Below are 26305 nucleotides of genomic sequence, written 5' to 3'. Positions count from 1 at the left end.
TGAAGAGCTGACTCTGTTAATTGTTTGATAAGATCGGTAAGTACGCCATCTTTACCATTAAGTTTTTTGCCTGATTGAAGAGCTTTAACAGCATCATCAAAGTTGAATTGAGTTGTCATGTGTCATTCCTATTTTTACCAGTTTACTGAAATGACACAGATTTTTGAACACTACCTATAATCAGGTCATTGGCTATTAACTCACCCAATTGATTGATGCTCAGCCTTATATCCAGTGAGATGTTCATCTCACTCAGTACCGTGACTAACTCTTTAAGAATCGAGCTTCATCGAACACCACCTCTTTTTTTAGCGTGTAGTAAACACAGCTGCCCAACTTATGGGCAAGTGCTGATAGTGCTTTGGCTTTGCTCATTCGCTTTTGTAGTTTTTCAATATATTTGTTGGCATTATGATTATGGCGAAGCAGCAATACGGCGGCTTCCTAGAAAGCCCATTTTAGATGTGTATTGCCAGTAGATTTTACTAGCAGATTCGGCTTTGCATTTGACTAACCGACTATATGAAGCGAACTTTTGTACACTTGAAAATCGATTGATGTCACCAATTTCGTAAATAATGGCGAGTGCTAGAATACGACCTATCCCGTTAATTGTTTGCAAAATATAAAGGTGTATAGGGTTGTACTGTTTGGCCATTTGTTCAATATAATGCTCTAAAGGCTTCAGCTCCTTGTGATAGCAATCGAGTATGGCGATGTCTAAGTTAATAGATCGATGAACGACTTTGTCAGGAAAGTAATAGCGCATCTTTTTTCTGTCGCAGACACTTTTTAAATTAAGGTTGTGCGCGGGTAAATTGTACTGGCTTGCAGTGTTAGCGATGTGTTTTTAAATCAGCACCGTGACGAACAATTTGCGAAAATCTACAATTTCCCGAATCGACAGGCTTGAAATTATTACGGCCCGATTAAAATCAGGTCAGCCAATTACTATTGGATATATCGCCAAAGAAGTGGGGGTAAGCACCGAACATTAAATCGTGATATTGAGGTTTTGAAGTCGAGAGGACTGTCTTTCGAAACCGATGTTGGCTAAGGCGGAGTAATACGGTTAGCCAAACACTGGGGTGTAGGGCGGATTAATTTAAGCTATACAGAAACAGTCGACTTAATGATTAGTTGAGCCATTGCTGAACAGATGGAACCTCCGTTATTTATTGCCCGCCTTAGCAGTGTGAGACACAAAATAATGGCGTCATTTTCACCAGTCATGAAATCTAAAGTAAACGGACTTAAATCACGCATTATCATAGGCAAGTCCGCATCAACCTTTGTATTATCAAACCTTGAATCAGCGACGCATGCGTCGGTTGAACTATTACACCAAGCTTTTTTGATGATGAAATCCATAGAGGTTGTCTGTATTAATGAGCAAGGAATACGAAGCTCCCGTATTATAGAACCTAACTAACTGTTTTTAAGTTACCCTGTATGGTATGTACTTGCGTGGGATCATCCACGTGATGATATGTGCATATTTCGCTGTGATAGAATTGAAGAAATCAAACCAACTGCTAACGAGTTTAAGATAATTCCACTCTCTGAGTTAAAAAACGCCCGAAAACTAACTAAGTGTGAAATTGGAGGTATTTGTATGACGTTACACGAACAAGGTTTTGAAATTTTTGACGCTGCTATATCCGGCTAAGTCATCCAACAAGTCAACCTTGAGCTCGCTCATCGCTGTGTTATTTCCCGGCCAGGCATACGAAATGCAGAGAAGAACTTTAGTTCTATCAATGCGCTGGTAAATTCGCAATATATATTGACGCTCGCCAGTCATTTGTTTGGGCAAAAAGCTTGCTTAGTTCGTGCAATCTTATTTTATAAGTCTTCCTCTAACAACTGGGGTCCATGGCATCAAGAGAAAACAGTTAGTTTTGGAATGTTAAGGAAGGTGTGCATCATGTACAGCCTTCGTTAGATGCACTAAACCAAATGGTGACTTTGAGATTGCATCTAAATGATACGAGTTACAAAAATGGTGTTTAAAGGTGATCCCCGTGAGTCATCAGCTAGAGCTGCTCTCGGTGGATGAGATCAAAACATGTGTAAAAGAGTACAACGCATTAAACTGTGACGTGCTTGCTGGTGTAATCTTGGCTATGCGGTCACACCTTCTGCATGCATCAGAAAAGTTATTAAATTCAATAGAGCGAAGCTTCGTGCATATGGAATTTAGCTGCTATGAGTTACCTCAGGGAATTAATTGGGCTTAGTACTAGAAAATTCGTAGTGTGTTGGTAATTGTCTTAATTCACATGTGAGAATTTCTAATACAGTTGAGCTTCACGGTGGCTTATATAAAAGCGATGGATTAAATTGTTGCACATCAAGATATAAAAGGGCGCTGTGGCATGGAATTAAGAGAGTATATAAATAAAAGTGTGTTGTGTTGGCTCGCTACAGTTGGCGAAGATATGACGCCAAATGTGTCCCCAAAGGAAATATTCACTTTAGTAGATGATTACACGCTATTGATAGCGAATATCGCCTCGCCAATTAGTGAACGCAATGTTATAGCTAACGCCAAGGTGTGCGTTTCTTTGATAGATGTGTTTGAACAAAGAGGTTTTAAACTAAAGGGAACTGCTGAAGTCATAGACACAAATTCAGACAAAGGTGAACAATATCTAAAGTCAATTCGTGAAATTGCTAACGAAAGCTATCCGGTTAAAAACATATTTGTAATTCACATAGAGTCTAAGTCAAAAATCATGGCGCCAAGCTACTTCCTATTTCCGGATACAACACCAGATAGTCAAATAAAAAACGCTTTAACTAGATACCAAGTTGCAAATTACCAACATAAACGATGATTGCGCATTCTCAAAATGAAGTGTGGTCGAGAGTTTTCTGCTTGTGGCAGGTGAGTTATTGTGACCAAATTACTCGGTCATAAAAGTTCATCTCAGTTCATTGAAAATCACAACTCTACGGTGAGTCTAAGTCGCCACTCTTTGAGTTTAAAATTTAACTGTAATTTGTTTATGAACTGTTACTGTCCTTATTTGGCATTTGGCATTTGGCATTTGGCATTTGGCGTAGTGCGTGATGAGGGCATTTCTTTTATATAAAATGCCGCTCTAAAATCTTTGATAAACAGTTATTACCCATTTATTTATGTAATGCGACCTAATGAGCTGTCGGTGTATATTCGTCAGGCACATTTAGCGCAATTCTCATCAAATGGGCGTGCGGCAATCAGATCTCGGCTACCTTTAACCATAGGCGAAGCTCTGTTCTCATGGCTTTTTGACTAAATAAACTCGAGCATAAGATTTTAGCTATTTTGTAAAACAGCGTGACTTCTTTTCAATTCTTCGATAATTGCATTGGCCAGCGGCGACATACTGCTATTTTTTGCGGTGATTAAAACTACCGGAATCTTATAAGAATACTTTTTTGGTAAAATCGCTTTAAACAAGCCTTTATCAACCCAATAACTGGCGTAATGTTCTGGTAAGTAACCGATAAACTCGCCTGACAAAATCAAATGAGCGATGCCTTCATCGTGATATGCTATCGCGCTGTTTTGATAGTTCAAGCCGTCGTTTCTGGTTTCTCTATCCCTCATATAGTTACTTGTTACTACCTCAGCATTTTTAAGCAGTCGTGTTACTCGAGAGTCTTTGCAATCAAACAAGGGGTGCCCTTGGGCGCAATACAAAAAGTTGGTTTCGTCATGAAGTGGGTAATAGTCAAGTCCGCGTAAATGATGTCGACTTACACCAAGTCCCACTAAAGAACGGCCATTAATAACAGACGTCTCAACTTCTCTTGCTTCACAAACATTAATTTCAAATTGGATATTTCCGCCTTTTGCTTTGAGTGCCGAAATTGCTCTGGCTACGCCGCAACGCGGATCACTGACCATGGTATCTATCGTGGCGATTGTCACACGACCTGAGAGTTCATTTTTAGAACTTGCTACAGTGGTGGCGAATGCATCGCACTGTTGCAGTAATTCAAGAGAAGCTTGGTAAGTTACGCGCCCAGGTTCTGTTAATTCGAATCCACCTCTACCACGTTTGCAGAGTTTAATCCCTAATCTAACCTCAAGGTCAGATAAGTGAGAGCTGATTGTTGAACGTCCAATATTTAAGCGAGATTCAGCGGCTGAAAGTCCCCCACATTCAACGATGGCAACAAAAATCCTTAGAAGGCGTAAATCTACGTCATGAACTTGCACTGGGTAGCCTCTTATAACTTCGTTTAGCGAACTATGAAATAGTCTATTTAGCACAGTAATTGCTCAGTTTGTGTTTTGTATGAGCAATTGTTTTTAAAGTTTGATAAAGCCGGAATGAATTACGATTATTATGCATTTATAAAACATCTCTAGCAAGCTAACATTCCGCCATCGAAGCACATAGTTGCTCAAGAAACACAAATATTTAGGAGAATAAGATGACGTTTAGATATGGTGTTGATCGTCTGAACCTTGATATTGTAAACGGCATTGCCGATGGCAGTATTAAAGCAGAGCTTTGTCAGGAAGCATTAGATAAAATTAACAAGAGCCGTCAACGCGTTGACAAAATGGCTGCGTCTGATAAAGCAGTGTACGGTATTAATACTGGCTTTGGCCCACTGTGTGATACTCAAGTTTCTCCTGAAGAAACCAAGCTACTACAAAAGAACTTACTTATTACCCACGCTGTAGGTGTTGGTAACCCAATCGCTAAGTCTATTTCTAAGCTGATGCTGATTACCAAAGTGCATGCGCTGAGTCAGGGCTTTTCTGGTATTCGTTTAGCCGTTATTGAGCGTATGCTTAGGTTTATTGAGTTAGACATTATCCCAGTGGTGCCAGAGCAAGGTTCAGTAGGAGCATCCGGTGATCTCGCGCCACTTTCTCATTTATTCTTACCTTTACTAGGCGAAGGTGAGTTTTGGGTAGGTGAAGAAATTAAGGCTGCGGCTCAGGTACTTGCAGATAATAACCTTGAAGCAATGGATCTTGATTCTAAAGAAGGTCTAGCACTTATTAACGGTACGCAATTTATCCTATCTCACGCCATTACTGGTTTGACAAAAATGCGCTATCTATTAGACCTTGCAGATGTGGCCGGTGCAATGAGCATTGAAGGCATGCAAGGCAGTGAGCAACCGTTCCGTGAAGAACTTCATGCGATTCGTGCATTTGAAGGTAACATTGCAGTTGCAAAACGCATGCGTCATTTATTCAAAGATTCACAGAACATGGCTGACCATGAAGAGTGCGATCGCGTTCAAGACCCATATTCATTAAGATGTATTCCTCAGGTGCACGGTGCGTCTCGTAACGCATATAACCACTTAAAAGAGCTTGCTGAGACAGAGATGAACTCAGTGACAGATAACCCAATTGTGATCAGTGAAGAAGAAGCCATCTCTGGTGGTAGCTTCCATGGTCAGCCTTTAGCGATGGTACTTGATTACGCATCAATTGCAGCGGCAGAGCTTGGTAATATCTCAGACCGTCGCTGTTATTTACTACTTGAAGGCTTACACGGACTACCTCGACTGCTCACCACATCAGGTGGTCTAAATTCAGGTATGATGATCCCACAGTACACGACCGCTGCTTTGGTTACAGAGAATAAGTCTCTATGTTTCCCTCCATCGGCTGACAGTGTACCGACGTCAATGGGTCAAGAAGATCATGTGTCTATGGGTAGTATTTCAGGACGTAAATTCAATCAAATCTTGGGTAACCTTGAAAAAATCTTCGCAATCGAGCTGATGTACGCTGCGCAAGCTGTTGATTTTAGACGTCCAAACAAGTGTTCAGACATTATTGAACAAAATCATGCCTTGATCCGTACAAAGGTCGCGAAACTTGAAGAAGACAGACTACTTAAGCCAGACATTGATGCTATGGTTGAGTTTGTTAATTCACAAGCATTTACGGTTACAGTGAACTAAGGAAATCCGACATGAATTTTCAAGAACAAATAAAGCAGGGTATCCCTAGCGAATTGCCTGAAGCGAAGCCTTATCCGGCAGGCGCGAACCGCGCGCCAAAGCGTAAAGATATTTTAAGCGCTGATGAAAAGCAGCTAGCAATCAGAAATGCACTGCGTTACTTCCCAAAAGAGTGGCACAAAGAATTAGCCGCTGAGTTTTCAAAAGAGCTAAAAGATTTCGGTCGTATTTATATGTATCGTTTTAAGCCTAACTATGAGCTTAAAGCGCGTTCAATCTCAGACTACCCAGCTAAATGCGAGCAAGCTGCGGCAATCATGTTAATGATTGACAATAACTTAGACCCAGCAGTTGCACAGCACCCTGAAGAGCTTATCACTTATGGTGGTAATGGCGCGGTATTCCAAAACTGGGCGCAGTACTTGTTAGCGATGAAATATCTGAGCGAAATGGAAGAAGACCAAACTCTTCACATGTACTCAGGCCACCCAATGGGGTTATTCCCGTCATCAAAAGATGCACCGCGCGTGGTCGTTACTAACGGTATGATGATACCGAACTACTCTCAGCCAGATGACTGGGAAAAGTTCAATGCACTTGGTGTGACTCAATATGGCCAAATGACAGCGGGCTCGTTCATGTATATCGGTCCACAGGGCATCGTACATGGTACAACAATTACGGTAATGAATGCGTTTCGTAAAGTGCTTGAGAAAGGCGAAAGTCCAAAAGGTAAGATCTTCTTAACTGCTGGCCTTGGCGGTATGAGTGGCGCACAGCCGAAAGCAGGTAACATTGCAAACTGTATTACTGTATGTGCTGAGGTAAACCCTAAAGCTGCGATTAAACGTCACGAGCAAGGTTGGGTTGATGAGCTAGTTGACAACATGCCTGAATTAGTTGCGCGTGTTAAAAAAGCCCAAGCTGGTGAAGAAGTGGTTTCAATCGCATTTATTGGTAATGTGGTTGATGTGTGGGAGTCATTTATAGAAGAAGACATCTTCATCCACCTAGGCTCTGACCAAACATCATTACACAACCCTTGGTCAGGCGGTTACTATCCGGTTGATATTAGCTACGAAGAGTCAAATCGTCTCATTCGTGAAGAGCCTGAAGTTTTCAAAGAAAAAGTACAAGCAACACTTAAGCGTCATGCTGATGCTGTAAATAAGCACACAGCAAAAGGTACTTACTTCTTCGATTATGGTAATGCATTTTTACTTGAGTCATCACGCGCTGGTGGTGATGTAATGGCAGAAAATGGCATCGATTTTAAATACCCTTCATATGTACAAGATATTCTTGGCCCCATGTGTTTTGACTATGGCTTTGGCCCGTTCCGCTGGGTATGCACATCTGGCAAGCCAGAAGACCTAGATAAAACGGATGCGATTGCTGCAAAAGTACTTACAGAAATCATGGCTGAGTCACCTGAAGAAATTCAGCAGCAGATGCAAGATAACATCACCTGGATCAATGATGCGAAGCAAAACAAGTTAGTTGTTGGTTCTCAAGCGCGTATTTTATATGCAGATGCAGAAGGGCGTATGAAAATAGCGAAAGCGTTCAATGATGCCATTGAGCGCGGTGAAATCGGCCCCGTTGTTTTGGGTCGTGACCACCATGATGTGAGTGGTACGGATTCACCATTCCGTGAAACGTCTAACATTTATGATGGTAGTCGCTTTACAGCAGACATGGCTATCCACAACGTAATCGGTGATAGCTTCCGCGGCGCGACTTGGGTTTCAATCCACAACGGTGGTGGTGTTGGCTGGGGTGAGGTGATCAACGGCGGTTTTGGTATGCTGCTTGATGGCTCAAGTGACGCAGAGCGCCGTTTGAAGTCAATGCTACTGTTTGATGTCAACAATGGTATTGCACGTCGTAGCTGGGCACGTAACGAAGAAGCCAATTTCGCAATCAAACGCGAAATGGAAAGAACACCTAAGTTAAAGGTAACATTGGCAAACAATGTAGACGATGAACTGCTAAGCAGTTTATCGCTCTAATCCTAATACAATACAGGGCATTGTCCATGCCCTGTATTTACTTACTCCTCCCCGCAACCTACTAAAAAGCCATGCAACAGTTGAGCTAAAGAATGACTTTCTAAGCCACTTTTAGTTTCGATATTCTGTTTTAGATTCCATGCACGCCAACTTTTTAATGGCTAAAGTCCTGTTCAAATGTTCAAATGTTCAAATGTTCAAATGTTCAAATGTTCAAATGTTCAAATGTTCAAATGTTCAACTGTTCAACTGTTCAACCAAGACTAAATTCGCGAAATATTTATAGCTTCATTCGAATTAAAATATTTACCTTTGCGCAAGGGGCGACGCTTACAAAAGGTAATTTATTCAGGTTTAAGATACAGAGATGTTAAATATGCTCAAAATGAAATCATTCATAAGGGGATTCATGTTATTTATTCGAATTTTAAAGGTTGTTTAATTCTTTAACTCAACTTTATTTAAATAATAAATCCAATAAAAGATCTTGAATGAATATATAAACCTGTTATTGTGAGCGCGTTGAATGTAACTAACCAAAGGAAATTAATATGTTACTTAAACTTAGTAAAAAGAAAGTCAAAAACTTAAGCACATCAAACAAAGCGCTTAACCTGCAGCAAACTCCTCAGATCGGTGGTGGTCAGGGCCTAGATTCTCTGGGCTGTTTACCTACTGTTAAGTGTCCTGTTTCTTGGCAGTGCTATTCTGATAACTGCTAACATACCCCACACTTTAGCAGTCTTTAACCCTTGTTGTTGTAGGCCTTAATTGGCCTACTATAAAATATTACTCAGCCCCTGAATAAACTACTTCTAACCTGTTCAGGCAAATTGCATCTCAACAAACCGCACCGATTTCATACCGTAATACTTATTTCCTGTAGCACGATTAAAGTGTGTGCTGTAGTATCTTTTAACGCTAAAGTGCGCTAATTATTCAAAAGGAAGTTAAATGGAAACCACCATTAAAAATGTTGTATTTGATATTGGAAATGTTGTAGTTCGTTGGTCCCCAGAAGACATTATCAGCATGGCATTTGGGAAGTCACACCTTCAAACAGGATTAGTCGAAAGCGTATTTCACTCTGATATTTGGTTGGACTTAAACAAAGGCTTAATGACAGAGGAAGAAACAAAACTCAGGTATCAAAAGGAGTTAGACTTGAGTCAAGGTGATTGTGAACGCTTGTTCCATTATATTAAGCATTCTTTGATCCCTGTATACAACTCAGTAGCTTTGATAGAACGAGTTAAAAAAGCAGGTTATAAAGTCTATGCACTTACGGATAATGTCCATGAGATTGTTGACTACTTAAAGGCAACCTATCAATTTTGGCCGTTATTTGAAGGTGCTATTGTGTCGGCAGATTTAGGTGTACTCAAACCACAACCTGCTATATACGATGCATTACTGACACACTTTAGCCTAAACGCAAATGAAACCGTATTTATTGACGATATGCCACATAATGTAGCCGGCGCACAAGCGATGGGCATTGAAGCAATTCAATTTAAAGATGCAGGGCAATGTGAAGAAGAGCTTAAAAAGTTAGGATTAGCGTTTTAAGCTAAGCTTATAGAGTAGGCAAATTAAGCGCCAATGAGAGTGTACCTAGCTTGATTATGCCAAATAATAAAACTTTAATAATTTTCTAAAAGTTGGTGGTGATAAACCACCAATGCGATTTGATTACACGAGTTCTGAGTTATTCAATCTCTTTTTCTCTAATACGGATGTTTTCTCTGTACGATAAATAAATAGACTTTTTGTATTTCAGGTTATTGAAACAAAGTTGAAATTTTTAGGTTTGGAGCCGAATCTAACAGTTGGAAATAAGTAAATTTGCTTTTGGGTTTAGCTACCTTGCCTTGATATTTGCATCTTGAATTGCCAAAAATCGAAACTTAAGAAACAAATTCTTTGTAACGCCTCATGTATCAATGCTGAAAAGTAAGTATTACTTACTATATTTGTATGAAGTAGCGAACAAATAGTGGTCCTTCATGAACCTTAAAAGCCTCCAAGTAAAATACTCAATGCTTTTCATTGCGATTTCTGTGTTTTTTATCGTCGTTGTTTCAATAAATCTATTTCTTATTAGTAAGACCGAACGAAGTTTGGATGAGGTTGGTAATAAGTTTAACCCAGCTATTTCCGCTGTTATCAATGCCGATAGAGACTTGTATCAAGCGCTCTCTGCTGAGCAACATGTTTTGTATATAACGGAGTTACAAGCAGGTTACCAAACGTTATACGCAGCCTATCAAGAAAACGCGCAACAAGCGTTAGATCGGATGAATAAGTACCGAGCTTTCATGGCAGATTACCCCAGTGCACTTGCACCACTACGTGGATTTGATAGCCAATATCGAATCTGGTTAAGTGATTCACAAAAAGTTTTTGACCTTATTCGTCAGGGCGAGCGTGATGCCGCGATTGTCCAAAGTGAAGGTGCGGCGACGCAAAGTTTTAATGCGCTTAGAGATTATTTCAATGTTGCCGGGGAGGCTGCTGACAAAATTAGTAGCCGCGTAAGTTCAGAGTCCATAAGTGAGGTGAACAGTACTTTAACTGTGATCCTTATTTTCAGTGCTATTGTGATTGCGATGATCATCGCCATCGGCTTGATTGCACCTAAGAAAATGGCCAACGCACTTAACGACCTCGTTTACCAATTGAGAGATATGAGTAAAGGCGATGGTGATTTAACTAAACGAATAAACTCAACGCGTGAAGATGAGTTGGGCGATGTCGCGAGAGAGTTTGACAACTTCGTTGCTGGGTTGTCAGAGTTAATTCGTACGATTGTTGACGAGACCGTTGCTGTTACCAATGGCGTTGAGGCTTTGGAGAGGGGCTCTAAAAGTATTCATGATACATGCTCTAATCAGCTACAGGCGATAGAGGTCATCGTAACCGCAGTGAACGAGATGTCTTATGCGATTAAAGAAGTTGCAGAAAATGCGAGTTCAACGGCGCAGGACCTTTCTGATGTAAACCAGCTGACAGATGAAGGCACTAAAGTCACTAACAAAACAGTTGCGGAGATCAATCAGCTCTCGGATATTATCGCAACGGCCTCTCAAACTATTTCTAAAGTATCTGAAGATTCTACCAATATTACTTCTGTACTAGATGTGATACGTGGTATTGCTGAGCAAACTAATTTACTTGCGCTTAATGCGGCTATTGAAGCCGCTAGAGCAGGTGAGCAGGGAAGAGGTTTTGCTGTTGTTGCAGATGAAGTGAGAACGCTTGCTAGCAAAACGCAGCAGTCTACAGAAAACATTCACGAGATGATTGCAAACTTACAGCAGGGGGTAGATCAAGCCGTTACCTCAATAGAAAAAGGCAATGACTCTACACAGTCAACAGTGGAATGTTCAGCGCAAACGCTAGAGTCTTTGGGTGAAATAGCGACTGCCTCACAGCGGGTGTCTGATATGGCTTTACAAACAGCGACAGCAACAGAAGAGCAAAGTAAAGTGACAGATGATATTAGCAGCAACCTAACTCGCATGTCTGAGGGTACACGCGAAAACTTTGACACCGCAGTTGAAAATGAGTCCGTTGCCGACCAAGCAATGGCAAGTGCTAGTAAATTAAGGCAGGCCGTTGGTGGGTTTAAACTTGATTAGGTAATGACCGCTCTAGCCAGTGGGAGTTATGTTCACCTTCATGCTTATATATTTCAAGGGGATACCGTTACCAACTGAGTCTGCCGTATAATGTGTGAGCTTGTATCTTGTATTAGTTTGATAAAGAAAATTAAGGAGTACTCAGATGGCAAAGGTTTATCAAGGAGGGTGTCTGTGTGGAAATATTCGATTTGAGGCGTCTGGTCCCCCAAAAAATCCGCATACTTGTTCATGTAAAATGTGCCAGCGTCATGGTGGTTCGTTAACACAGGCATGGGTCGAATTTGAAAAAGGTCATGTCGCGTGGGTTGGTGCGGGTGGTGTGCCGAAACAGTGGCGCTCTTCAGAATATTCATCCCGCAGTTTCTGTAATAAATGTGGCAGTACAATCGGTGCCATTGATGATGCGCCTGTAATTGCATTAGTTTTGGGGATATTTGACTGGCCTAATAAAACAGAATTGCGCCCAACTTCGCACTCATATATTTCCAAGAAACCTAAATGGTGGTGTGTACATGTTGAAACGTAATTTCCTATAGGCCGTTTCAGCTTGTTTTACTGTCTAGGTTGGCGTTAGTATTCGTATACAGTGATAACTATAATTTGAAATTCTGTCAAAGTTTACGGAGCTTTAAAAGATAAATAAGAAATAAAAAAGGTTTAATATGAACCAACACGAAAAACTTAACTATGTAGAGTTTGCTGCAAAGAACTTGAATGCGACTAAAGCATTTTTCAGTGCAGTTTTTGCTTGGGAGTTTGTCGATTATGGGCCAGAATACACGACATTTTCAAATCAAGGTTTAGATGGTGGGTTTTACAAGGCAGACATGTATAGTCAGTCAAGTGGAGGCGGTGCATTATTGGTCTTTTACAGTAACAATATCCAGACGACCCTTGATAAAGTGGTGCAGCATGGTGGCAAGATAGTAAAGCCGATTTTTGATTTTCCTGGCGGATGTCGCTTTCATTTCAAAGAGCCTAGTGGCAATGAATTTGCGGTTTGGTCGGAACAAAAGTAGTCAGCTATGATTCTTTGCCAAACACTGTGATCCCTAATTAATTTTGCTTCGTTTAAGAAAGCGAAGCAATTAACGAGGTCGGTTATATGTTTGGTATTTTTAAATCCAATCCATCAAAAAAATTGAGAAAATCACATAGTATACTGCTTGAAAAGGCAATGCATGCGCAAAGAAACGGCGATATTAGAGGGTATGCTATGCTCACAGCTGAAGCTGACTCCTTGTGGCAAGAAATACAACGTATAGAGAAGCAGAATTAAATACTACTGAAAATTTAACCACTGTATTCGGCTTTTCTTAATGTTTTAAATATAAAATTTATATTAAAGTTTCAGGAACAAGGTAGCTTAAATTCGTCCCAAAAAACATAATAGTAAGGAACAATTACGCTAGCAGGGACACATAAAACGAAATATTTACCACTTGCGTGTGCACTTTATCTGAAGCAAAAGTACCTTGTAGTGTAAGCGGAACATTTGAGTTTGAGGTGAAGGCCACAGGCAAAGTCAACGGAGAAATTTTTCTGAATACTCAAGAAAATCTCCGAGATAGCCGCTCTGTTAGCATAGCCTTATCACCAGGAGTGATAAGAGCGTTTATTCGCAAAGAAGGACTCAGTCCTAAGGTTTAATTTTATAGGCAAAAAATTCAGGTCACTGGAGAGGCGAAAAGAAAGCAGGTATTTTTGAAGTCTAACGGTATAAAAATGTTAGCTACTTTTTCCTAACTGAAATTTAGTGTAACTTCTTTAGAACAGATTAAAGAAATCTAAACAGCTCTTCAAATAGTACTTGAATAGAAAACGAGCTTAGGAGCACACATATCCTAGCTCTTTTCAGGTCATTCCTACCTCGCGGGTATTTTAATTTTCATAATCTTGGTTTCTAGCTGTTTTTATCATTAAAACTCTATATCTTGTTATCGGTAGAAAACAGTATTGTTTTTAATTTTTACCGTATTAACTTCAAGCACTAAAAATAAGAAAATTTATGAAAACAAACTTTGCAGTATTACAACAACTTAAACTTGTCCTTCTTGTAGCCATATGCTTTTTCACTTCACTGTTTGTAAAAGCAGATGAAGTAGATACGATTATTACGCAGATAATGGCGGACCGCCATATTCCTGGTTTGCAACTGGCTGTCGTTAAAGACAAGAAGATTATAAAAACTCAAGGCTATGGCGTAGCAAATTTGCAAGATGATATTGCAGTGACTAACCATACAGTATTTTCCATTAACTCTATGACCAAAGCCTTTACTGGCGTAGCGCTTTTACAGCTGGTGGAAAAGGGCGTGATTAGCCTTGATGACGAAGTCGGTAAGCACCTTCCTGAGTTACCAAAGGCTTGGCATAAAATTCAGATTAAGCATTTGATGGCACATACATCGGGCTTACCTAAAATACTAAGTGGTTATTATATTGATTTGATTGTCAGAGGTGATCCGAAAGCTGCTTGGAAGAAGGTACAAACTTTGCCAATGATATCTGACATAAACACGCGTTTTGATTACAACCAAACAGGCTATGTAATCGTTGGTAAAATCATCGATAAATATGTTGATGGGAGCTTTGTTGAATTTATAACCGATCATCAATTAAAGCCAGTCGGTATGCATTTGACGGCAGAATCGGGTTTCGAATACATGACTCCGGTGATAAAAAATCAAGCTCGGCAGTATTTATACGAACGTAAAACCAAGCGCTTTGTTAATATCTATGGGCGATTTTTCTATATGATGAGAACGGCGGCGGGTATGAATTCAACTGCGACTGAGCTTGCACAATACTTAATCGCATTGCAGTCCAACAAGCTCGTTAAAAATACAAAACTGCTTTGGAACCCAATCAAATTAAACAATGGTAAAATAGGTGGCTTTAGTAAGTTGGAAAATGGCTATGCGATTGGCTGGCAAGTATTAGACCGCAAGCATTACCCTGCGGTAAGTGCAAGTGGCGGCAATGCGGTAACTATGATCCATTATCCTGAAAATAATGTTTCGATTGTCGTGTTAACAAATTTAGCTGGTGCTCTGCCTATCCAATTTGTAGATAACATTGCTGCTCACTACATTGAAGACTTTAAGCTCTAAACTGGGTTTATTTAGCAAAGCTTAACTCGGTTAATTAGGTGATTTGTGCAAAGTGCTCAAATCACCTACGGGTAATCACTTACGAAGTGAAATTGAAGTAGCTTCTATGTCAATTATACCTTGCTTGAAGAGTCCACCAATTGCTTTTTTGAAGTTCGCTTTACTGGTTGAAAAAGCTTGCTTAATTTGTTGAGGATCTGACTTATCACCCAGTGGTAAAAAGCCATTGTTCTCTTCTAGCTTGGCTAGAATTTGCTCACCTAAGCCTGAAATTTTCTCAATGCCTGGCTTTTCAAGTAAAACATCAATTTTGTCGCCATCACGTACTTGCTTTATATAGCCTTTCATACGCTGGCCAATATACATGCGCTTGAATACGGTGTCAAAAAACACCATACCAAAATGGGTTTCATTAATGACGACCTTGTAGCCAAGGTCGGTTTTTGAGGCAATGATCAGGTCCACTTCTTCGAACTTGCTGTAGTCCGCTGGTGTTTTATTTACAAACTTATTGATATTGCTCGATGCGCACAGGCGTTTACTGGCGTTGTCTAAGTAAAGCTTAACTAGATAGCTATAGCCTTCGCGCATTTTAGGCTTTTGCTCGTTGTAGGGCGCTAGCACGTCTTTAGCAATACCAAGATCCATGAATGCACCTACTTTGTTGATTTGTTTAACTCGAAGTAGTGCAAACTCTCCAACTTGAGCAATGGGAGCTTTCGTTGTCGCGCAGGGGTGCCCTTGGTTATCTGAATAGATAAACACTTCGACGTTATCGCCTTCTTCTAAATATTCAGGCTTTTCATCCAAAGGTAAAAACACATCACCGAGCTCTTTACCGTCTAGATATGCGCCTTCAGCGCTGATCTCTTCAATCATTAAAAATTGCTTAGTACCTAGCATGGTTTATTCCTCGGCTGGCTTTGGTTTTCTGCGAAGTGGTGAATTTCCATCCACATCAAATGGCGCTGCAATTGGCTTTTTAGGCGCCTTAGGCTTTTTCGTAAACTTGCGTTTGTGTTCAGGCTTTTTACCAGCAACAGGCTTTTTACCTTTATAAGCTGGCTTTTTAGGCTTTTCTTTAAAGCCTTTGAATTTACCTTCAAGACCTTCAATTGTGTGGAAAGTCAGTTTTTCTTTTAGATACTGTGCGATTGCTTGATAGCTATTCCAATCTTTTGGACCGACTAATGAAGCTGCGGTGCCTTTAAAGCCCGCGCGGCCTGTTCGTCCTATGCGGTGTACGTATTCTTCCGCTTGTTTTGGTAAATCAAAGTTGATTACGTGCGTGACGTTTAATAGGTCAAGGCCACGCGATGCCACATCTGTTGTGACTAACACTTTATAAATACCACGGCTAAACGCGTCCATAATATCAAGGCGTTTGTTTTGCGCTAAGTCGCCCGCTAAACCAATAGCTTTAATACCCATTTCGTTAAGTAAGTCACTCAAACGAGTTGTATCTTGACGCGTTGCAGTGAAGATAATGCATTGTCCAACTTCATCTTGTTGCACAAAGTGTTTAAGTAACGCTTCTTTGTGGTCTAGGTGATCTGCAAAATACAGGGCCTGTTGAATATCTTCGTGCTTTTCATTACTGCCGCTTAAAAGGATCTTTTTCGGCGACTTTAATAGTGCCTTTGCGGTAAGTTCTACTTGCGCATGCTCTAGTGTCGCTGAAAATACCATGGTTTGACGAAGACGGTGATCTGCTTGACTATTAATGGCATTGAGCTGTTTATCAAAACCTAAATCAAGCATACGATCTGCTTCATCAAAAATTAAAAGCTCAAGGCCCGCAAGGTGCAGAGACTGTTGTTCAAGGTGGTCAGTAATACGACCGGGTGTACCTATTACAAAGTGTGGGTTTTTACGCAGCGCTTTTACTTGGTCGTTAAAGTTTTCACCGCCAAGCACTTTGGTAGCTGTCATTGAAGTACCGGCAATTAGTAGGCGGCACTGGGAAAATACCTGATTGGCTAACTCGCGGGTAGGGGCAACGATGAGTACACGAGGATCGCGTTTACTTAGCGCTTTTTGCTTCATTACACGCTGGACAGCGGGTAACAAAAACGCCAAGGTCTTTCCTGAACCGGTTTTTGACTGTGCAAAAACATCGTGGCCTGCTAAAGCTGTGGGGATGGCATGTGCTTGAATTTCAGTAGGCTCATTAATTCCCTGATGTTGTAGTTGCTTTTCAAAGCGAAGGTCAAGGCCGAGTTCGGAAAATCTCAAAGTTACTTTCTCCAGTCATTATTCTAAAAAACGCGCCATTATAGCAAAGAGCTAGATAAAGGCACTACATAAATCTCAGTTTAAAATTGTTTTTGCTTTCGTTTTAATCACTTGGAATAAAAACTTAGCACTTGATTCCGCGCTTTTTGCATTTGTTCTATAAATCCGTAAAATACACGCCTCAGCGCCGGATTTACGATTCGGTTTGTGCCTACGCGTCGTGTTTAAGTGTAGGTTGTTTTAAAGCTTACAAAAGAGAATTATTATGACTAAACCTTATGTTGTTTGCGCAATGTATAAGTTCGTTTCGTTGCCTAACTTTGAGCAGATCCGTCAACCTTTATTGCAAGTAATGGAAGAGAATGAGGTACGTGGTACTTTACTGCTTGCAGAAGAAGGTATTAACGGTACTGTGGCTGCAAAACGTGAAGGTATTGATGCGTTACTTGCATGGTTGGACAAGCAACCGGATCTGGACAACATTGTTTATAAAGAATCTTTTGACGAAACATGTCCGTTCTACCGCACTAAGGTGAAGTTGAAAAAAGAGATTGTGACCATGGGTGTACACGGTATCGACCCGAAAAAAGTAGTTGGTACTTATGTTAAGCCTGAAGATTGGAATGCACTTATTTCTGACCCTGAAGTTGTATTAGTCGACACGCGTAATGATTATGAAATCGAAATTGGTACTTTCAAAAACGCAGTAGATCCTAAGACTAAAACTTTCCGCGAATTCCCCGAGTGGGCTGAAAAAAACCTTGATCCAGCAAAGAACAAAAAAGTTGCTATGTTCTGTACGGGCGGTATTCGCTGTGAAAAATCTACTGCTTACATGAAAGAGCAGGGCTTTGAAGAGGTATATCACCTTGAAGGCGGTATCCTTAAGTACCTAGAAAATGTGCCAAAAGAAGAGACAATGTGGGAAGGTGAATGCTTTGTATTCGACAACCGTGTAGCTGTAGATCACGACTTAAACAAAGGTTCTTACGAGCAATGTCATGCTTGTCGTATGCCAATCACTGAAGAAGAAATGAAATTAGAGCAGTACATGGAAGGCGTATCTTGCCACTACTGCTATGATAATGTGACTGAAGAACAAAAGGCACGCTTCGCTGAACGTCAAAAGCAAATGGAGTTAGCAAAAGAGCGCGGAGAAGGTCACATCGGCCATGAAGCGCAAGAAGCACTTCGTCAACGTAAAGAACAAAAGCAAGCGCAAAAAGAAGAGCAGCGTAAGCAATCAGCTTAATTTGCCCTAATTTTTAAATAGTTTTATCTATTTTAGACGCCCTCAGCCATTTTGGCTGGGGGCGTTTTTATTTATGCTCTTCACAAAGTCCACTCTAGTTTAGTCTGTTTTTGATGCATTCGAATTTTTTAAAATATGCATATATTCAGAAATTTATAATCATTCAATAAATGTGAGCGCGCTCAATTGTGATTGTTACTGATTTGGGCTCCTTGATGGTGAGCGCTTATACTGAAACGAGATAAGTTTATACCGTACAACAATAATGAATGTACCAACTCGGTCAGAACTGACAATTTAACTCCAAGCATTTTCAAAACAAAGTTACCAGTTTTGGTCATTACAGCTCCTTGGGTGGCTCGGATATACAATGGTGGTGTTTATTTCCATCATTCCCCCCGCAGTTTGACGACAACGATTTTAACTTAAGAGGTCAGTTGCTGAATTGATCTGTTGAGGTGATCTGTGGCTTCATTTTGTTTTTTAATGTGGTCGATTATTAGGCGGATTGTACATTGGCCGCTTAAGCGAACTTTGATTGCGAGTTTTGCTGTACTTGGTTTAGTGTTTAATGTCATCAAGTTGGTATCATACAAAACCATTGTATATCACCAAGTTTGGTACCAAGAGCTCAATATGACCGAGTTTTTGGGGCTGGTTTTTTTCAGTTTCTACCTTGTTTGTGTGGACTGCAATATTTTTCATTATGTTATACAACGCGCGTTTGCAAAAAGAGCATGAAATGTCGCTCAGAGCCCAAACCGCTGCCAAAGGGCAAGTGTTAGCTTTTAATGCTGTAGTCTCGATGATGCTGGTTGTTTTTGCAGTAAATCAAACGAGAGTACTGGCAATGTGGGCCATGCTAGCGGTCGGCTTGTTTAACTCTATTATGTTCCCAACAATTTTTAGTTTGGCCATTTCTGGTTTTGGCAAAGAAGTAAGTTGCGGCTCTGGCCTGTTGTGTTTAATAATTATTGGTGGTGCGATCATTCCCATTTTGCAAGGATTACTTGCTGATATTATTGGCCTACACGGCTCATTCTTTTTACCCGCAGCGTGTTATATCTTCATTGCTAATTTTTGGTCTTTGGGGGTGTCATAAAAAATCAAGTAAGGAAGCTGCGCAATGAAAAACATCAAACAAAAAGCCTTATTATGCGTTTGCGTGGTGAGTCTACTCAGCGCTTGCGAACAATCCAAGCAACTTGAAACACAAACAGCGAAAGATAAAGAACCATCAATTTGGCCTTATATTACATCGGAGGCCGTTGTTTCGAAAGATGTTGAATCGCGTGTTAAAACTACTTGCCGAAATGACAACTGAGCAAAAAGTAGCGCAAATGATTCAGCCTGAAATACGTGATATCACAGTTGAAGATATGCGCAAATACGTTTTCGGTTCTTATTTAAATGGTGACGGGGCATTTCCAAATGGCGATAAGCGTGCTTCTGTGGGTGGCTTAAAGGCAGGCGCACAGTCCGTTATGGCATCCTTTAATAGCTGGGATTGTGATAAGATCCATCGCAACAAGTATTTGCTGACTACTGTACTAAAAGATCGCATGGGGTTTGATGGGTTTGTGGTAGGGGATTGGATTGGTCACGGGCAGATCCAAGGTTGTACGAATGAGAGCTGTTCTCAAGCAATCAACGCAGGGTTAGACATGTTTATGGCCCCAACTAAAAGTTGGAAGCCTTTGTTCTATAACACTGTTAACCAAGTCAAAGATGGCACGATACCTTTGAGCAGAGTAAATGATGCGGTAAGCCGAATTCTTAGAGTGAAATTACGAGCTGGCTTATTCCGTAAACCAAGCCTAACACAGCGGCTTTACGCAGGTGACAGTAACATGATGGGTAATCAGCAACACAGAGCGCTCGCCAGAGAAGCTGTGCGCAAATCAATGGTGCTTCTCAAAAATAAAGTACGTATTTTGCCACTATCACCAAAACAAAATATCTTAATTACTGGTGATGGGGCACACAACATCGGTAAACAGTCCGGAGGATGGACCATTACTTGGCAAGCGACAAACAATACGAACGCTGACTTTCCCCGGTGGAACTTCAATCTTTGAAGGCATTAAGCAGCAAGTAGAAAAAGCGGGCGGTGAAATTACGTTAAGTGCGAATGGCTCATTTGAGAAAAGTAACCACGGCTTTACAGAAGATTTAAGTGCTTATGTAGAATCGAACGCATACTTAACTTTTGATATCTCAGTGAAAGAGGGTGCTATTTCTAGGGCTACAGTTGGGATGAACTGCATCAGTGAAGTGCAATGTGAGTCCGTGGTGAAAATACCGCATTCAAAACTTAAAAATCAATGGCAACGAGTTGCGGTGCCTATGGCATGTTTTGAAAGCCTTGGCGGAGGTTAGCTCATACTGAGTTTCCTTTTAATATTGCGTTAAATGGAGATGCTAAACTTGAGTTAAGTAAAATCGCGTTGCGAACATCAGCAGCTAAGGCGTTGGTTATTGCGTGTAATTGAAGTAATAGTTACCACTGGTAAAATGTAACCTCTGTGCGCACGTGCCAAGTTGATATTTAGAAGAACTATTGCACAAATTGCATTTGCGTGGCATGGTTTCTAACAGGTTACCCTGCCAAGAAAAATTAGCACAGAGGAAGCAATGACAGAAGAAGTTTTACCTAAGTCAATTACAGACGAACCTGCAAAAATGCACTTTTACATAGTATCAGCGAGAAAGCTTTGGACGCTCAACTTAATGACTTTTGGGTTTTATTCCGTTTACTGGTTTTATGAGCATTGGAGCGAGTATAAAAAGAGCTCTGGTGAGGATATTTGGCCTATTGCGAGAGGTATTTTTTCAATCTTTTTTGCTCACTCGCTGTTTTCACTATTTGAAACCAAACATGAAATAAACTGCAAAAAAAAGCCAAGTAGAATAATACATTTTGCAACCGTATTCGTTTTGATATCCATTCTTGGTAACATTTTAGGTCGTTTAGCTGACAAAGGAATAGGCTTACCACTCAGTGCATACGCAATGTATGTTACTTTGTTTGTTGCAAGTTTTTGCCTATACAAGGCGCAAACACTTGTGAACTTGGCCAGTTCAGATCCTTCAGGCAGTGCTAATGACAGATTCACATTATTAAATTTTGTATGGATTTTTATTGGTTTAGTATTCTGGTTTTTAGTGCTTATTGGCACACAAATGACCTTAACAGGGCAGTAAAGTTATTTACGTCGGTGCAACCTAAATTGATACATGCCTGACACATGTATATTCAGAACGAGGGCCAGATTAAATCAATTGGCCCTCAAATGGAGATTTATTGGTTTAGAATCATATTCGCTGCCATAACGACTAACAGTACTGAAAAGATTTTCTTTACCGTTGAAACTGGCAAGTAATTTGTCGCTTTGGCGCCTAAAGGCGCGGTAAACCAAGAGGTACAAACAATCCCCAGTAACGCAGGCAAGTAAACAAACCCAGCAAAGCCGTCTTTCAAATCAAAGTGCGCAATGCCAGAACTTATGTAACCGATTGAACCAAAAAGCGCGATAACGATCCCACATGCTGATGCACATCCAATTGCTTTTTTCATGTTCACAGAAAAGAAGGTCAGCAACGGAACTAATAAGGCTCCACCGCCTATGCCAATCATTGCAGACAGCCCACCAGTAATCGTTGTTAAGACCGTTAATAGGCCTTTGTTTGGCATCTTACGCTCTTCATCACTTTTAGCACTGCTATAAAACATTTTCACAGATATGAGCGCGACGCTTATAGCAAAAACCCACCTGACTATTTGCTCTGGTAACATTGCTGCTAGGAATCCACTTATCAGGGCACCTAGCGCGACGCCAGTCATTATCCACGGCGCTAGCTCCCAAGGGACGTTGCCATTTTTGTGATGCGCAATGGCTGAAGATGTCGATGTAAAAAGTATAGATGCCAATGACGTTGCAATTGCAGCTACAACCACTTGCTCAGCAGGTAACACTTCAAATTGAAGTAAAATAATACTTAATATAGGGACTATGACTAATCCGCCACCAATACCGAGTAGCCCGGCCAAAAAACCAACACCGCTGCCTAGCAGTGCACAATATACAATCAACAACAACAATTCACTCATTCCATTCACATTTTTTTATATTTGGGGCTGCAATACTACATGAATGAAATTACGTTCGCACCATGACGTTTTTAAGCATATTTAACTAGGTAACACCCAATAATTAACTTTTCAAATTAAATGTAATTTATAAAAAACAATAACTTAATTTTATAATGTGATGAAATGGCGGCTGATATTGAGAAAGTAAATCTAATTATGAATTTACCTCACGTTTAACATTAATTTCCATCAAGATGGCTAGATGTCCTTTGTGGGCCGCGGTTTCATTGGTTATGAATTTTACTCATGATCAATTTGAATTTATAACATTTTGAAATAACCCAGTATCCACGTATAAATAACTCAACGAAAAGCTCTAGACGTCTAGAATTCTAAAAATCCTAATGAGATGTAAACCAAACATCCGATTTTAGAATTATAAGATAAGGCTAAAAAGCCGAGTCTAGGGGGAGAAATTATTTAAGGTTTTACCTAAAATTTGGATACAAGATCATCATGAATAAAGAATTTACGTTTACAATTAAAAGCCTTCGTCTTGACGAAAATTATCACCCGTCAAACAGCACGCGTATTACAACCAACTTTGCTAACTTAGCAAGAGGCGAGAGCCGTCAGGCCAATTTACGTAATGCTTTACAAATGATTGATAATAGCTTTAACGCCTTGGCACATTGGGATAATCCAGCTGGTGATCGATATTCGGTAGAACTTGAGATAGTTTCTGTTGATATGGATATTCAAGGTAGTGGTGAGACCTTTCCTTCAATCGAAGTACTAAAAACATACGTCTTAGACAACAAAACAGGTGAGCGTATTGAAGGTATTGTAGGTAATAACTTCTCATCTTATGTTCGCGACTATGACTTTAGTGTGTTACTGCTAGATCACAACAAAGATCAGCCTCAGTTTAGTATTCCAGATAACTTCGGTGACTTGCATGGTAAGCTGTTTAAGTATTTCGTTAATTCAGAAACTTACAAAAACAATTTTAAAAAGCCGCCAGTTATTTGTCTAAGTGTATCTGATAACAAAACTTATCACAGAACAGAAAATCAGCACCCTGTGCTTGGGTTTGAGTACTTGCCAAATGAGTCTTCCTTAACCGAGCAATACTTTAAGAAAATGGGGTTACAAGTACGTTACTTCATGCCGCCAAATAGCGTGGCACCGTTAGCTTTTTACTTCTTTGGTGACTTACTCAACGACTATAGTAATCTTGAATTGATCAGCACCATTAGTACGATGGGTACTTTCCAAAGAATTTATCGTCCAGAAATATATAATGCAAACGCTGTTGCAGGTGCTTGTTATAGACCAAACCTTAAGAACCTTGACCATTCGATTACTCAAATTGTGTATGACAGAGAAGAGCGCAGTCGATTAGCCAAAGAGCAAGGTAAGTTTGCTGAAGAGAACTTCATCAAACCTTACCAGACTATTCTTGAACAATGGTCAGCTAGTTACGCTTAACTAAGTGAATAATCTATAGTTTGTTAGCTTGCATCGGTAGCTCTAGCTCGTTACTAGATAGAGTTCGCTTCACAAGACAAGCTAACGAAAACTTAAAACAATTTAAAATACAGCGGCATTAATTATGAAAACTTTATTACCCACATCAACAGCTGGTAGTTTACCTAAACCCTCTTGGCTTGCAGAGCCAGAAGTACTTTGGTCACCGTGGAAACTTGAAGGAGACGCACTAGTTGGTGGTAAACATGATGCACTTCGCGTTTCATTGCAGGAGCAGGAATTTTCTGGTGTTGATATTGTCAGTGACGGAGAGCAAACTCGTCAGCATTTTGTGACAACTTTTATTGAGCACTTGGACGGCGTAGATTTTGAAAAGCGTGAGATGGTTCGTATTCGTAATCGTTATGACGCCAGCGTGCCAACTGTTGTTGGCCCGGTAAGTCGTCAAAAGCCAGTGTTCGTTGAAGATGCCAAATTTCTTCGTTCGCAAACAGATAAACCGATTAAATGGGCACTACCAGGCCCTATGACGATGATCGACACATTGTACGACGCCCATTATCAAAGCCGAGAAAAGTTGGCTTGGGAATTTGCAAAGATACTCAACCAAGAGGCTAAAGAACTGGAAGCGGCAGGTGTTGATATTATTCAGTTCGATGAGCCTGCATTTAATGTATTCTTCGAAGAAGTAAATGCCTGGGGCATAGCATGCTTGGAAAGAGCTATTGAAGGTTTGAAGTGCGAAACCGCAGTACATATTTGTTACGGCTACGGAATTAAAGCAAATACGGATTGGAAAAAAACCCTAGGTTCTGAATGGAGGCAGTACGAAGAAGTATTTCCAAAGCTTCAGCAATCAAATATCGACATTATTTCATTAGAGTGCCATAACTCACGCGTGCCGATTGAATTACTAGAGTTGGTACGAGGGAAAAAAATCATGGTTGGCGCAATTGATGTTGCGACAAATACCATTGAGACACCGGAAGAAGTGGCACACACACTGCGTAAAGCATTAAAATATGTTGATGCAGATAAGTTGTACCCATGCACAAACTGTGGCTTGGCGCCATTGTCGCGTTCTGTAGCGAGAGATAAATTAAGTGCACTGAGTGCGGGTGCAGAGATTGTACGTAAAGAGCTTTCAGCTTTATAATTGCAAAAAGAAGAAATTTATAAAAATCAACGAATGTAATGCAACCGTTGCTTGAGTCTGATAACCAAAGGCAGGTTAATTGGTTATCAGTCTATGTTGGAAGTTGCGGTGCTACGACGCCTGAGTGAAATGCAGTGCCTGTACCCCTGCCGTGTGGTTTGTGACTGCATCGACATAGATGTCTACACCTGCTGCTTTACATCTAGAAACCATATCGACAAAAGCGTTGCAATCACCGCCTCGGCTTTTAAGTTGGTAACTCACTGGTTGATATCTAGTCCACGATTGATTGCATGTGATGTTCATTTGGTGGGGATATTTGGACCGCAGACCTAAAAATGTGTCGCACTCTTTAGCGACATCTGGCCATGACCATTCAAAAAGGTGAACAAATGTTGTTGAGGCAAGTACAGCAAAGCTTGCAGCGATTGGTAATTTTATTTTATTTACACTTGCAGCACTATGCTTTTGTTTGAGTCGCAAGCGCAAATCAATAAGTGGTGCCAACGTCATCACATGAATAAAGGTGATGTGCAACCAATTGAGCATGTTTGGGAGTTCGCTAAGGTGTGGTATGGCAAACATTTAAATCCAGAGTGGGAAAAATGGTTTATAACAGAAGCCAAAGCAATTTTTGAAAGGTTCAATCTAACCCATGATATTTGGTCATTACCTTGTGAAAATAGGCAATTTTAAAAGTGTGCACGGCTTATTTTGTTCCACTTAGAACATTTTTTATTTAAACGATATAGACTACGCATGATATAGCTTTTGCCGTGGGAGTAGCTGATGCAAAAAGTATTCGTTAGTGCGTGTTTGGTTGGGAATAAAGTGAGATATAACGGCAGCAGTTTATGTTTGGACAAAACCGATAGACAGTGGCTAGATTTAAATGTAGAACTCGCGATTTTTTGCCCAGAAGTATCCGCTGGTTTGCCAATTCCGAGAGCGCCTGCTGAAATTATAGGTGGCTATGGAAGTGACGTTATTAAGGGTAGCGCACGCGTAGTGGGCGATGATGGTGTTGATGTTACCATCGAGTTTTTAGATGGAGCAAGGCAAGCGTTAAGACTTTGCCAAGCACAGAACATTAAATATGCGATTTTGGCTGAGGGTAGCCCATCTTGCGGCAGTCAGAAAATTTACGATGGCACATTTTCAGGTAATAAGATTTCCGGATCTGGCGTTACTGCCCAATTACTCTCTGCTCATGGTATAAAAGTATACAGTCAACATACTGCTGCGCAGCTAATAAGTAAGCTTAATGTGTGTTAAACAAATTCGATAAAACATGGCTTCGAGTTTGTTTGATTATTAGCTTAAATCTAACAATTTCACGTTAAATGCTTGTGGTAACCCTAGGAACACAACACAATCTC

24 protein-coding genes and 3 pseudogenes are annotated in these 26305 nt (G+C 40.4%); 20 read left to right on the top strand and 7 right to left on the bottom strand.

The window, feature by feature from the left end; translation table 11 throughout:
* Positions 1 to 264: 264 nt before the first annotated feature.
* A pseudogene (locus N482_RS12160) lies at positions 265 to 887 on the bottom strand (transposase); the annotation flags it as partial.
* A gap of 223 nt (positions 888 to 1110) precedes the next feature.
* Positions 1111 to 1371, bottom strand: coding sequence for a hypothetical protein (locus tag N482_RS12155; RefSeq protein ID WP_063377288.1), 261 nt, complete (start codon positions 1369 to 1371; stop codon positions 1111 to 1113).
* A gap of 61 nt (positions 1372 to 1432) precedes the next feature.
* Between N482_RS12155 and N482_RS26125 the strand changes: the two genes are divergently transcribed.
* From N482_RS26125 to N482_RS12140, 3 genes are all read left to right on the top strand, one after another.
* Positions 1433 to 1669 carry a WYL domain-containing protein gene (locus N482_RS26125; protein ID WP_081227926.1) on the top strand — a complete coding sequence of 79 codons (237 nt, stop codon included), beginning with the start codon at positions 1433 to 1435 and terminating at the stop codon, positions 1667 to 1669.
* A 355-nt stretch (positions 1670 to 2024) separates the two neighbouring features.
* Complete coding sequence (locus N482_RS12145) at positions 2025 to 2240, top strand: hypothetical protein (protein WP_063377286.1); 216 nt, start codon at positions 2025 to 2027, stop codon at positions 2238 to 2240.
* A gap of 138 nt (positions 2241 to 2378) precedes the next feature.
* Positions 2379 to 2840 (top strand): pyridoxamine 5'-phosphate oxidase family protein, encoded by a 462-nt coding sequence (locus tag N482_RS12140; protein ID WP_063377285.1) that lies wholly within the window; start codon positions 2379 to 2381, stop codon positions 2838 to 2840.
* Positions 2841 to 3304: 464 nt separating this feature from the next.
* Here N482_RS12140 and N482_RS12130 read toward each other — a convergent pair whose 3' ends face one another.
* On the bottom strand, positions 3305 to 4213 hold the full coding sequence (locus tag N482_RS12130; protein ID WP_063377283.1) for a LysR family transcriptional regulator: 909 nt from the start codon (positions 4211 to 4213) through the stop codon (positions 3305 to 3307).
* A 218-nt stretch (positions 4214 to 4431) separates the two neighbouring features.
* Here N482_RS12130 and hutH point away from each other — a divergent pair, with 218 nt between their 5' ends.
* From hutH to N482_RS12095, 9 genes are all read left to right on the top strand, one after another.
* Complete coding sequence (gene hutH / locus N482_RS12125) at positions 4432 to 5931, top strand: histidine ammonia-lyase (protein ID WP_063377282.1); 1500 nt, start codon at positions 4432 to 4434, stop codon at positions 5929 to 5931.
* An 11-nt stretch (positions 5932 to 5942) separates the two neighbouring features.
* On the top strand, positions 5943 to 7943 hold the full coding sequence (locus tag N482_RS12120; protein WP_063377281.1) for a urocanate hydratase: 2001 nt from the start codon (positions 5943 to 5945) through the stop codon (positions 7941 to 7943).
* A gap of 551 nt (positions 7944 to 8494) precedes the next feature.
* Complete coding sequence (locus N482_RS24860; protein WP_155730579.1) at positions 8495 to 8665, top strand: hypothetical protein; 171 nt, start codon at positions 8495 to 8497, stop codon at positions 8663 to 8665.
* 232 nt (positions 8666 to 8897) lie between these two features.
* Positions 8898 to 9512 (top strand): HAD family hydrolase, encoded by a 615-nt coding sequence (locus N482_RS12115; protein WP_063377280.1) that lies wholly within the window; start codon positions 8898 to 8900, stop codon positions 9510 to 9512.
* A 437-nt stretch (positions 9513 to 9949) separates the two neighbouring features.
* Positions 9950 to 11584, top strand: a complete 1635-nt coding sequence (locus N482_RS12110) for a methyl-accepting chemotaxis protein (RefSeq protein ID WP_063377279.1) — start codon at positions 9950 to 9952, stop codon at positions 11582 to 11584.
* Positions 11585 to 11729: 145 nt separating this feature from the next.
* Positions 11730 to 12113, top strand: coding sequence for a GFA family protein (locus tag N482_RS12105; protein ID WP_063377278.1), 384 nt, complete (start codon positions 11730 to 11732; stop codon positions 12111 to 12113).
* Positions 12114 to 12249: 136 nt separating this feature from the next.
* The gene (locus tag N482_RS12100) at positions 12250 to 12606 is read left to right on the top strand and encodes a VOC family protein (protein WP_063377277.1); all 357 of its coding nucleotides are present in this window, start codon (positions 12250 to 12252) and stop codon (positions 12604 to 12606) included.
* An 86-nt stretch (positions 12607 to 12692) separates the two neighbouring features.
* Positions 12693 to 12866, top strand: a complete 174-nt coding sequence (locus tag N482_RS24855) for a DUF6435 family protein (protein ID WP_155730578.1) — start codon at positions 12693 to 12695, stop codon at positions 12864 to 12866.
* 729 nt (positions 12867 to 13595) lie between these two features.
* A complete protein-coding gene (locus N482_RS12095) occupies positions 13596 to 14699 on the top strand; it encodes a serine hydrolase domain-containing protein (RefSeq protein WP_063377276.1) in 1104 nt (367 codons plus the stop codon).
* A 75-nt stretch (positions 14700 to 14774) separates the two neighbouring features.
* Here the strand turns inward: N482_RS12095 and N482_RS12090 are convergent, their stop codons facing one another.
* Together N482_RS12090 and N482_RS12085 are read right to left on the bottom strand one after the other, a co-directional pair.
* Positions 14775 to 15602: a S1 RNA-binding domain-containing protein gene (locus tag N482_RS12090; RefSeq protein ID WP_063377275.1), complete on the bottom strand. Its 828-nt coding sequence runs from the start codon at positions 15600 to 15602 to the stop codon at positions 14775 to 14777.
* Between the two features lie 3 nt (positions 15603 to 15605).
* Entirely contained in the window at positions 15606 to 16934 is a 1329-nt protein-coding gene (locus N482_RS12085; protein WP_063377274.1) for a DEAD/DEAH box helicase, read from the bottom strand.
* A 265-nt stretch (positions 16935 to 17199) separates the two neighbouring features.
* Between N482_RS12085 and N482_RS12080 the strand changes: the two genes are divergently transcribed.
* The 4 genes and pseudogenes from N482_RS12080 to N482_RS12055 all read left to right on the top strand — a co-directional run bounded on the left by N482_RS12080 (position 17200) and on the right by N482_RS12055 (position 21390).
* A complete protein-coding gene (locus tag N482_RS12080) occupies positions 17200 to 18186 on the top strand; it encodes a rhodanese-related sulfurtransferase (RefSeq protein ID WP_063377273.1) in 987 nt (328 codons plus the stop codon).
* Positions 18187 to 18928: 742 nt separating this feature from the next.
* Positions 18929 to 19288 carry a hypothetical protein gene (locus N482_RS12070; protein WP_063377271.1) on the top strand — a complete coding sequence of 120 codons (360 nt, stop codon included), beginning with the start codon at positions 18929 to 18931 and terminating at the stop codon, positions 19286 to 19288.
* A 24-nt stretch (positions 19289 to 19312) separates the two neighbouring features.
* Positions 19313 to 20565, top strand: a pseudogene (locus tag N482_RS24340) (glycoside hydrolase family 3 N-terminal domain-containing protein).
* A gap of 255 nt (positions 20566 to 20820) precedes the next feature.
* The gene (locus N482_RS12055) at positions 20821 to 21390 is read left to right on the top strand and encodes a hypothetical protein (RefSeq protein ID WP_063377268.1); all 570 of its coding nucleotides are present in this window, start codon (positions 20821 to 20823) and stop codon (positions 21388 to 21390) included.
* A 97-nt stretch (positions 21391 to 21487) separates the two neighbouring features.
* On the opposite strand, the gene N482_RS12050 is transcribed toward N482_RS12055, so the two are convergent.
* Entirely contained in the window at positions 21488 to 22297 is an 810-nt protein-coding gene (locus N482_RS12050) for a sulfite exporter TauE/SafE family protein (RefSeq protein WP_063377267.1), read from the bottom strand.
* Positions 22298 to 22795: 498 nt separating this feature from the next.
* Between N482_RS12050 and N482_RS12045 the strand changes: the two genes are divergently transcribed.
* A complete protein-coding gene (locus N482_RS12045; RefSeq protein ID WP_063377266.1) occupies positions 22796 to 23770 on the top strand; it encodes a DUF1852 domain-containing protein in 975 nt (324 codons plus the stop codon).
* A gap of 124 nt (positions 23771 to 23894) precedes the next feature.
* Positions 23895 to 24926, top strand: a complete 1032-nt coding sequence (locus N482_RS12040) for a methionine synthase (protein WP_063377265.1) — start codon at positions 23895 to 23897, stop codon at positions 24924 to 24926.
* A gap of 147 nt (positions 24927 to 25073) precedes the next feature.
* Here N482_RS12040 and N482_RS25650 read toward each other — a convergent pair.
* A pseudogene (locus N482_RS25650) lies at positions 25074 to 25439 on the bottom strand (alpha-amylase); the annotation flags it as partial.
* On the opposite strand from N482_RS25650, the gene N482_RS12030 reads away from it, so the two are divergent.
* Both N482_RS12030 and N482_RS12025 read left to right on the top strand, forming a co-directional pair.
* Positions 25389 to 25622 (top strand): organomercurial lyase, encoded by a 234-nt coding sequence (locus tag N482_RS12030; RefSeq protein WP_081227925.1) that lies wholly within the window; start codon positions 25389 to 25391, stop codon positions 25620 to 25622. The pseudogene N482_RS25650 and the gene N482_RS12030 sit on opposite strands and share 51 nt — an antisense overlap.
* Positions 25623 to 25715: 93 nt before the next feature.
* On the top strand, positions 25716 to 26201 hold the full coding sequence (locus N482_RS12025; protein ID WP_063377262.1) for a DUF523 domain-containing protein: 486 nt from the start codon (positions 25716 to 25718) through the stop codon (positions 26199 to 26201).
* The last annotated feature ends 104 nt before the right edge of the window (positions 26202 to 26305 follow it).

The organism is Pseudoalteromonas luteoviolacea NCIMB 1942, assembly GCF_001625595.1.
Taxonomy (GTDB): domain Bacteria; phylum Pseudomonadota; class Gammaproteobacteria; order Enterobacterales; family Alteromonadaceae; genus Pseudoalteromonas; species Pseudoalteromonas luteoviolacea_A.
The sequence above is the reverse complement of the archived record's forward strand: the minus strand, read 5'-3'. Positions and strand labels throughout refer to the sequence as shown.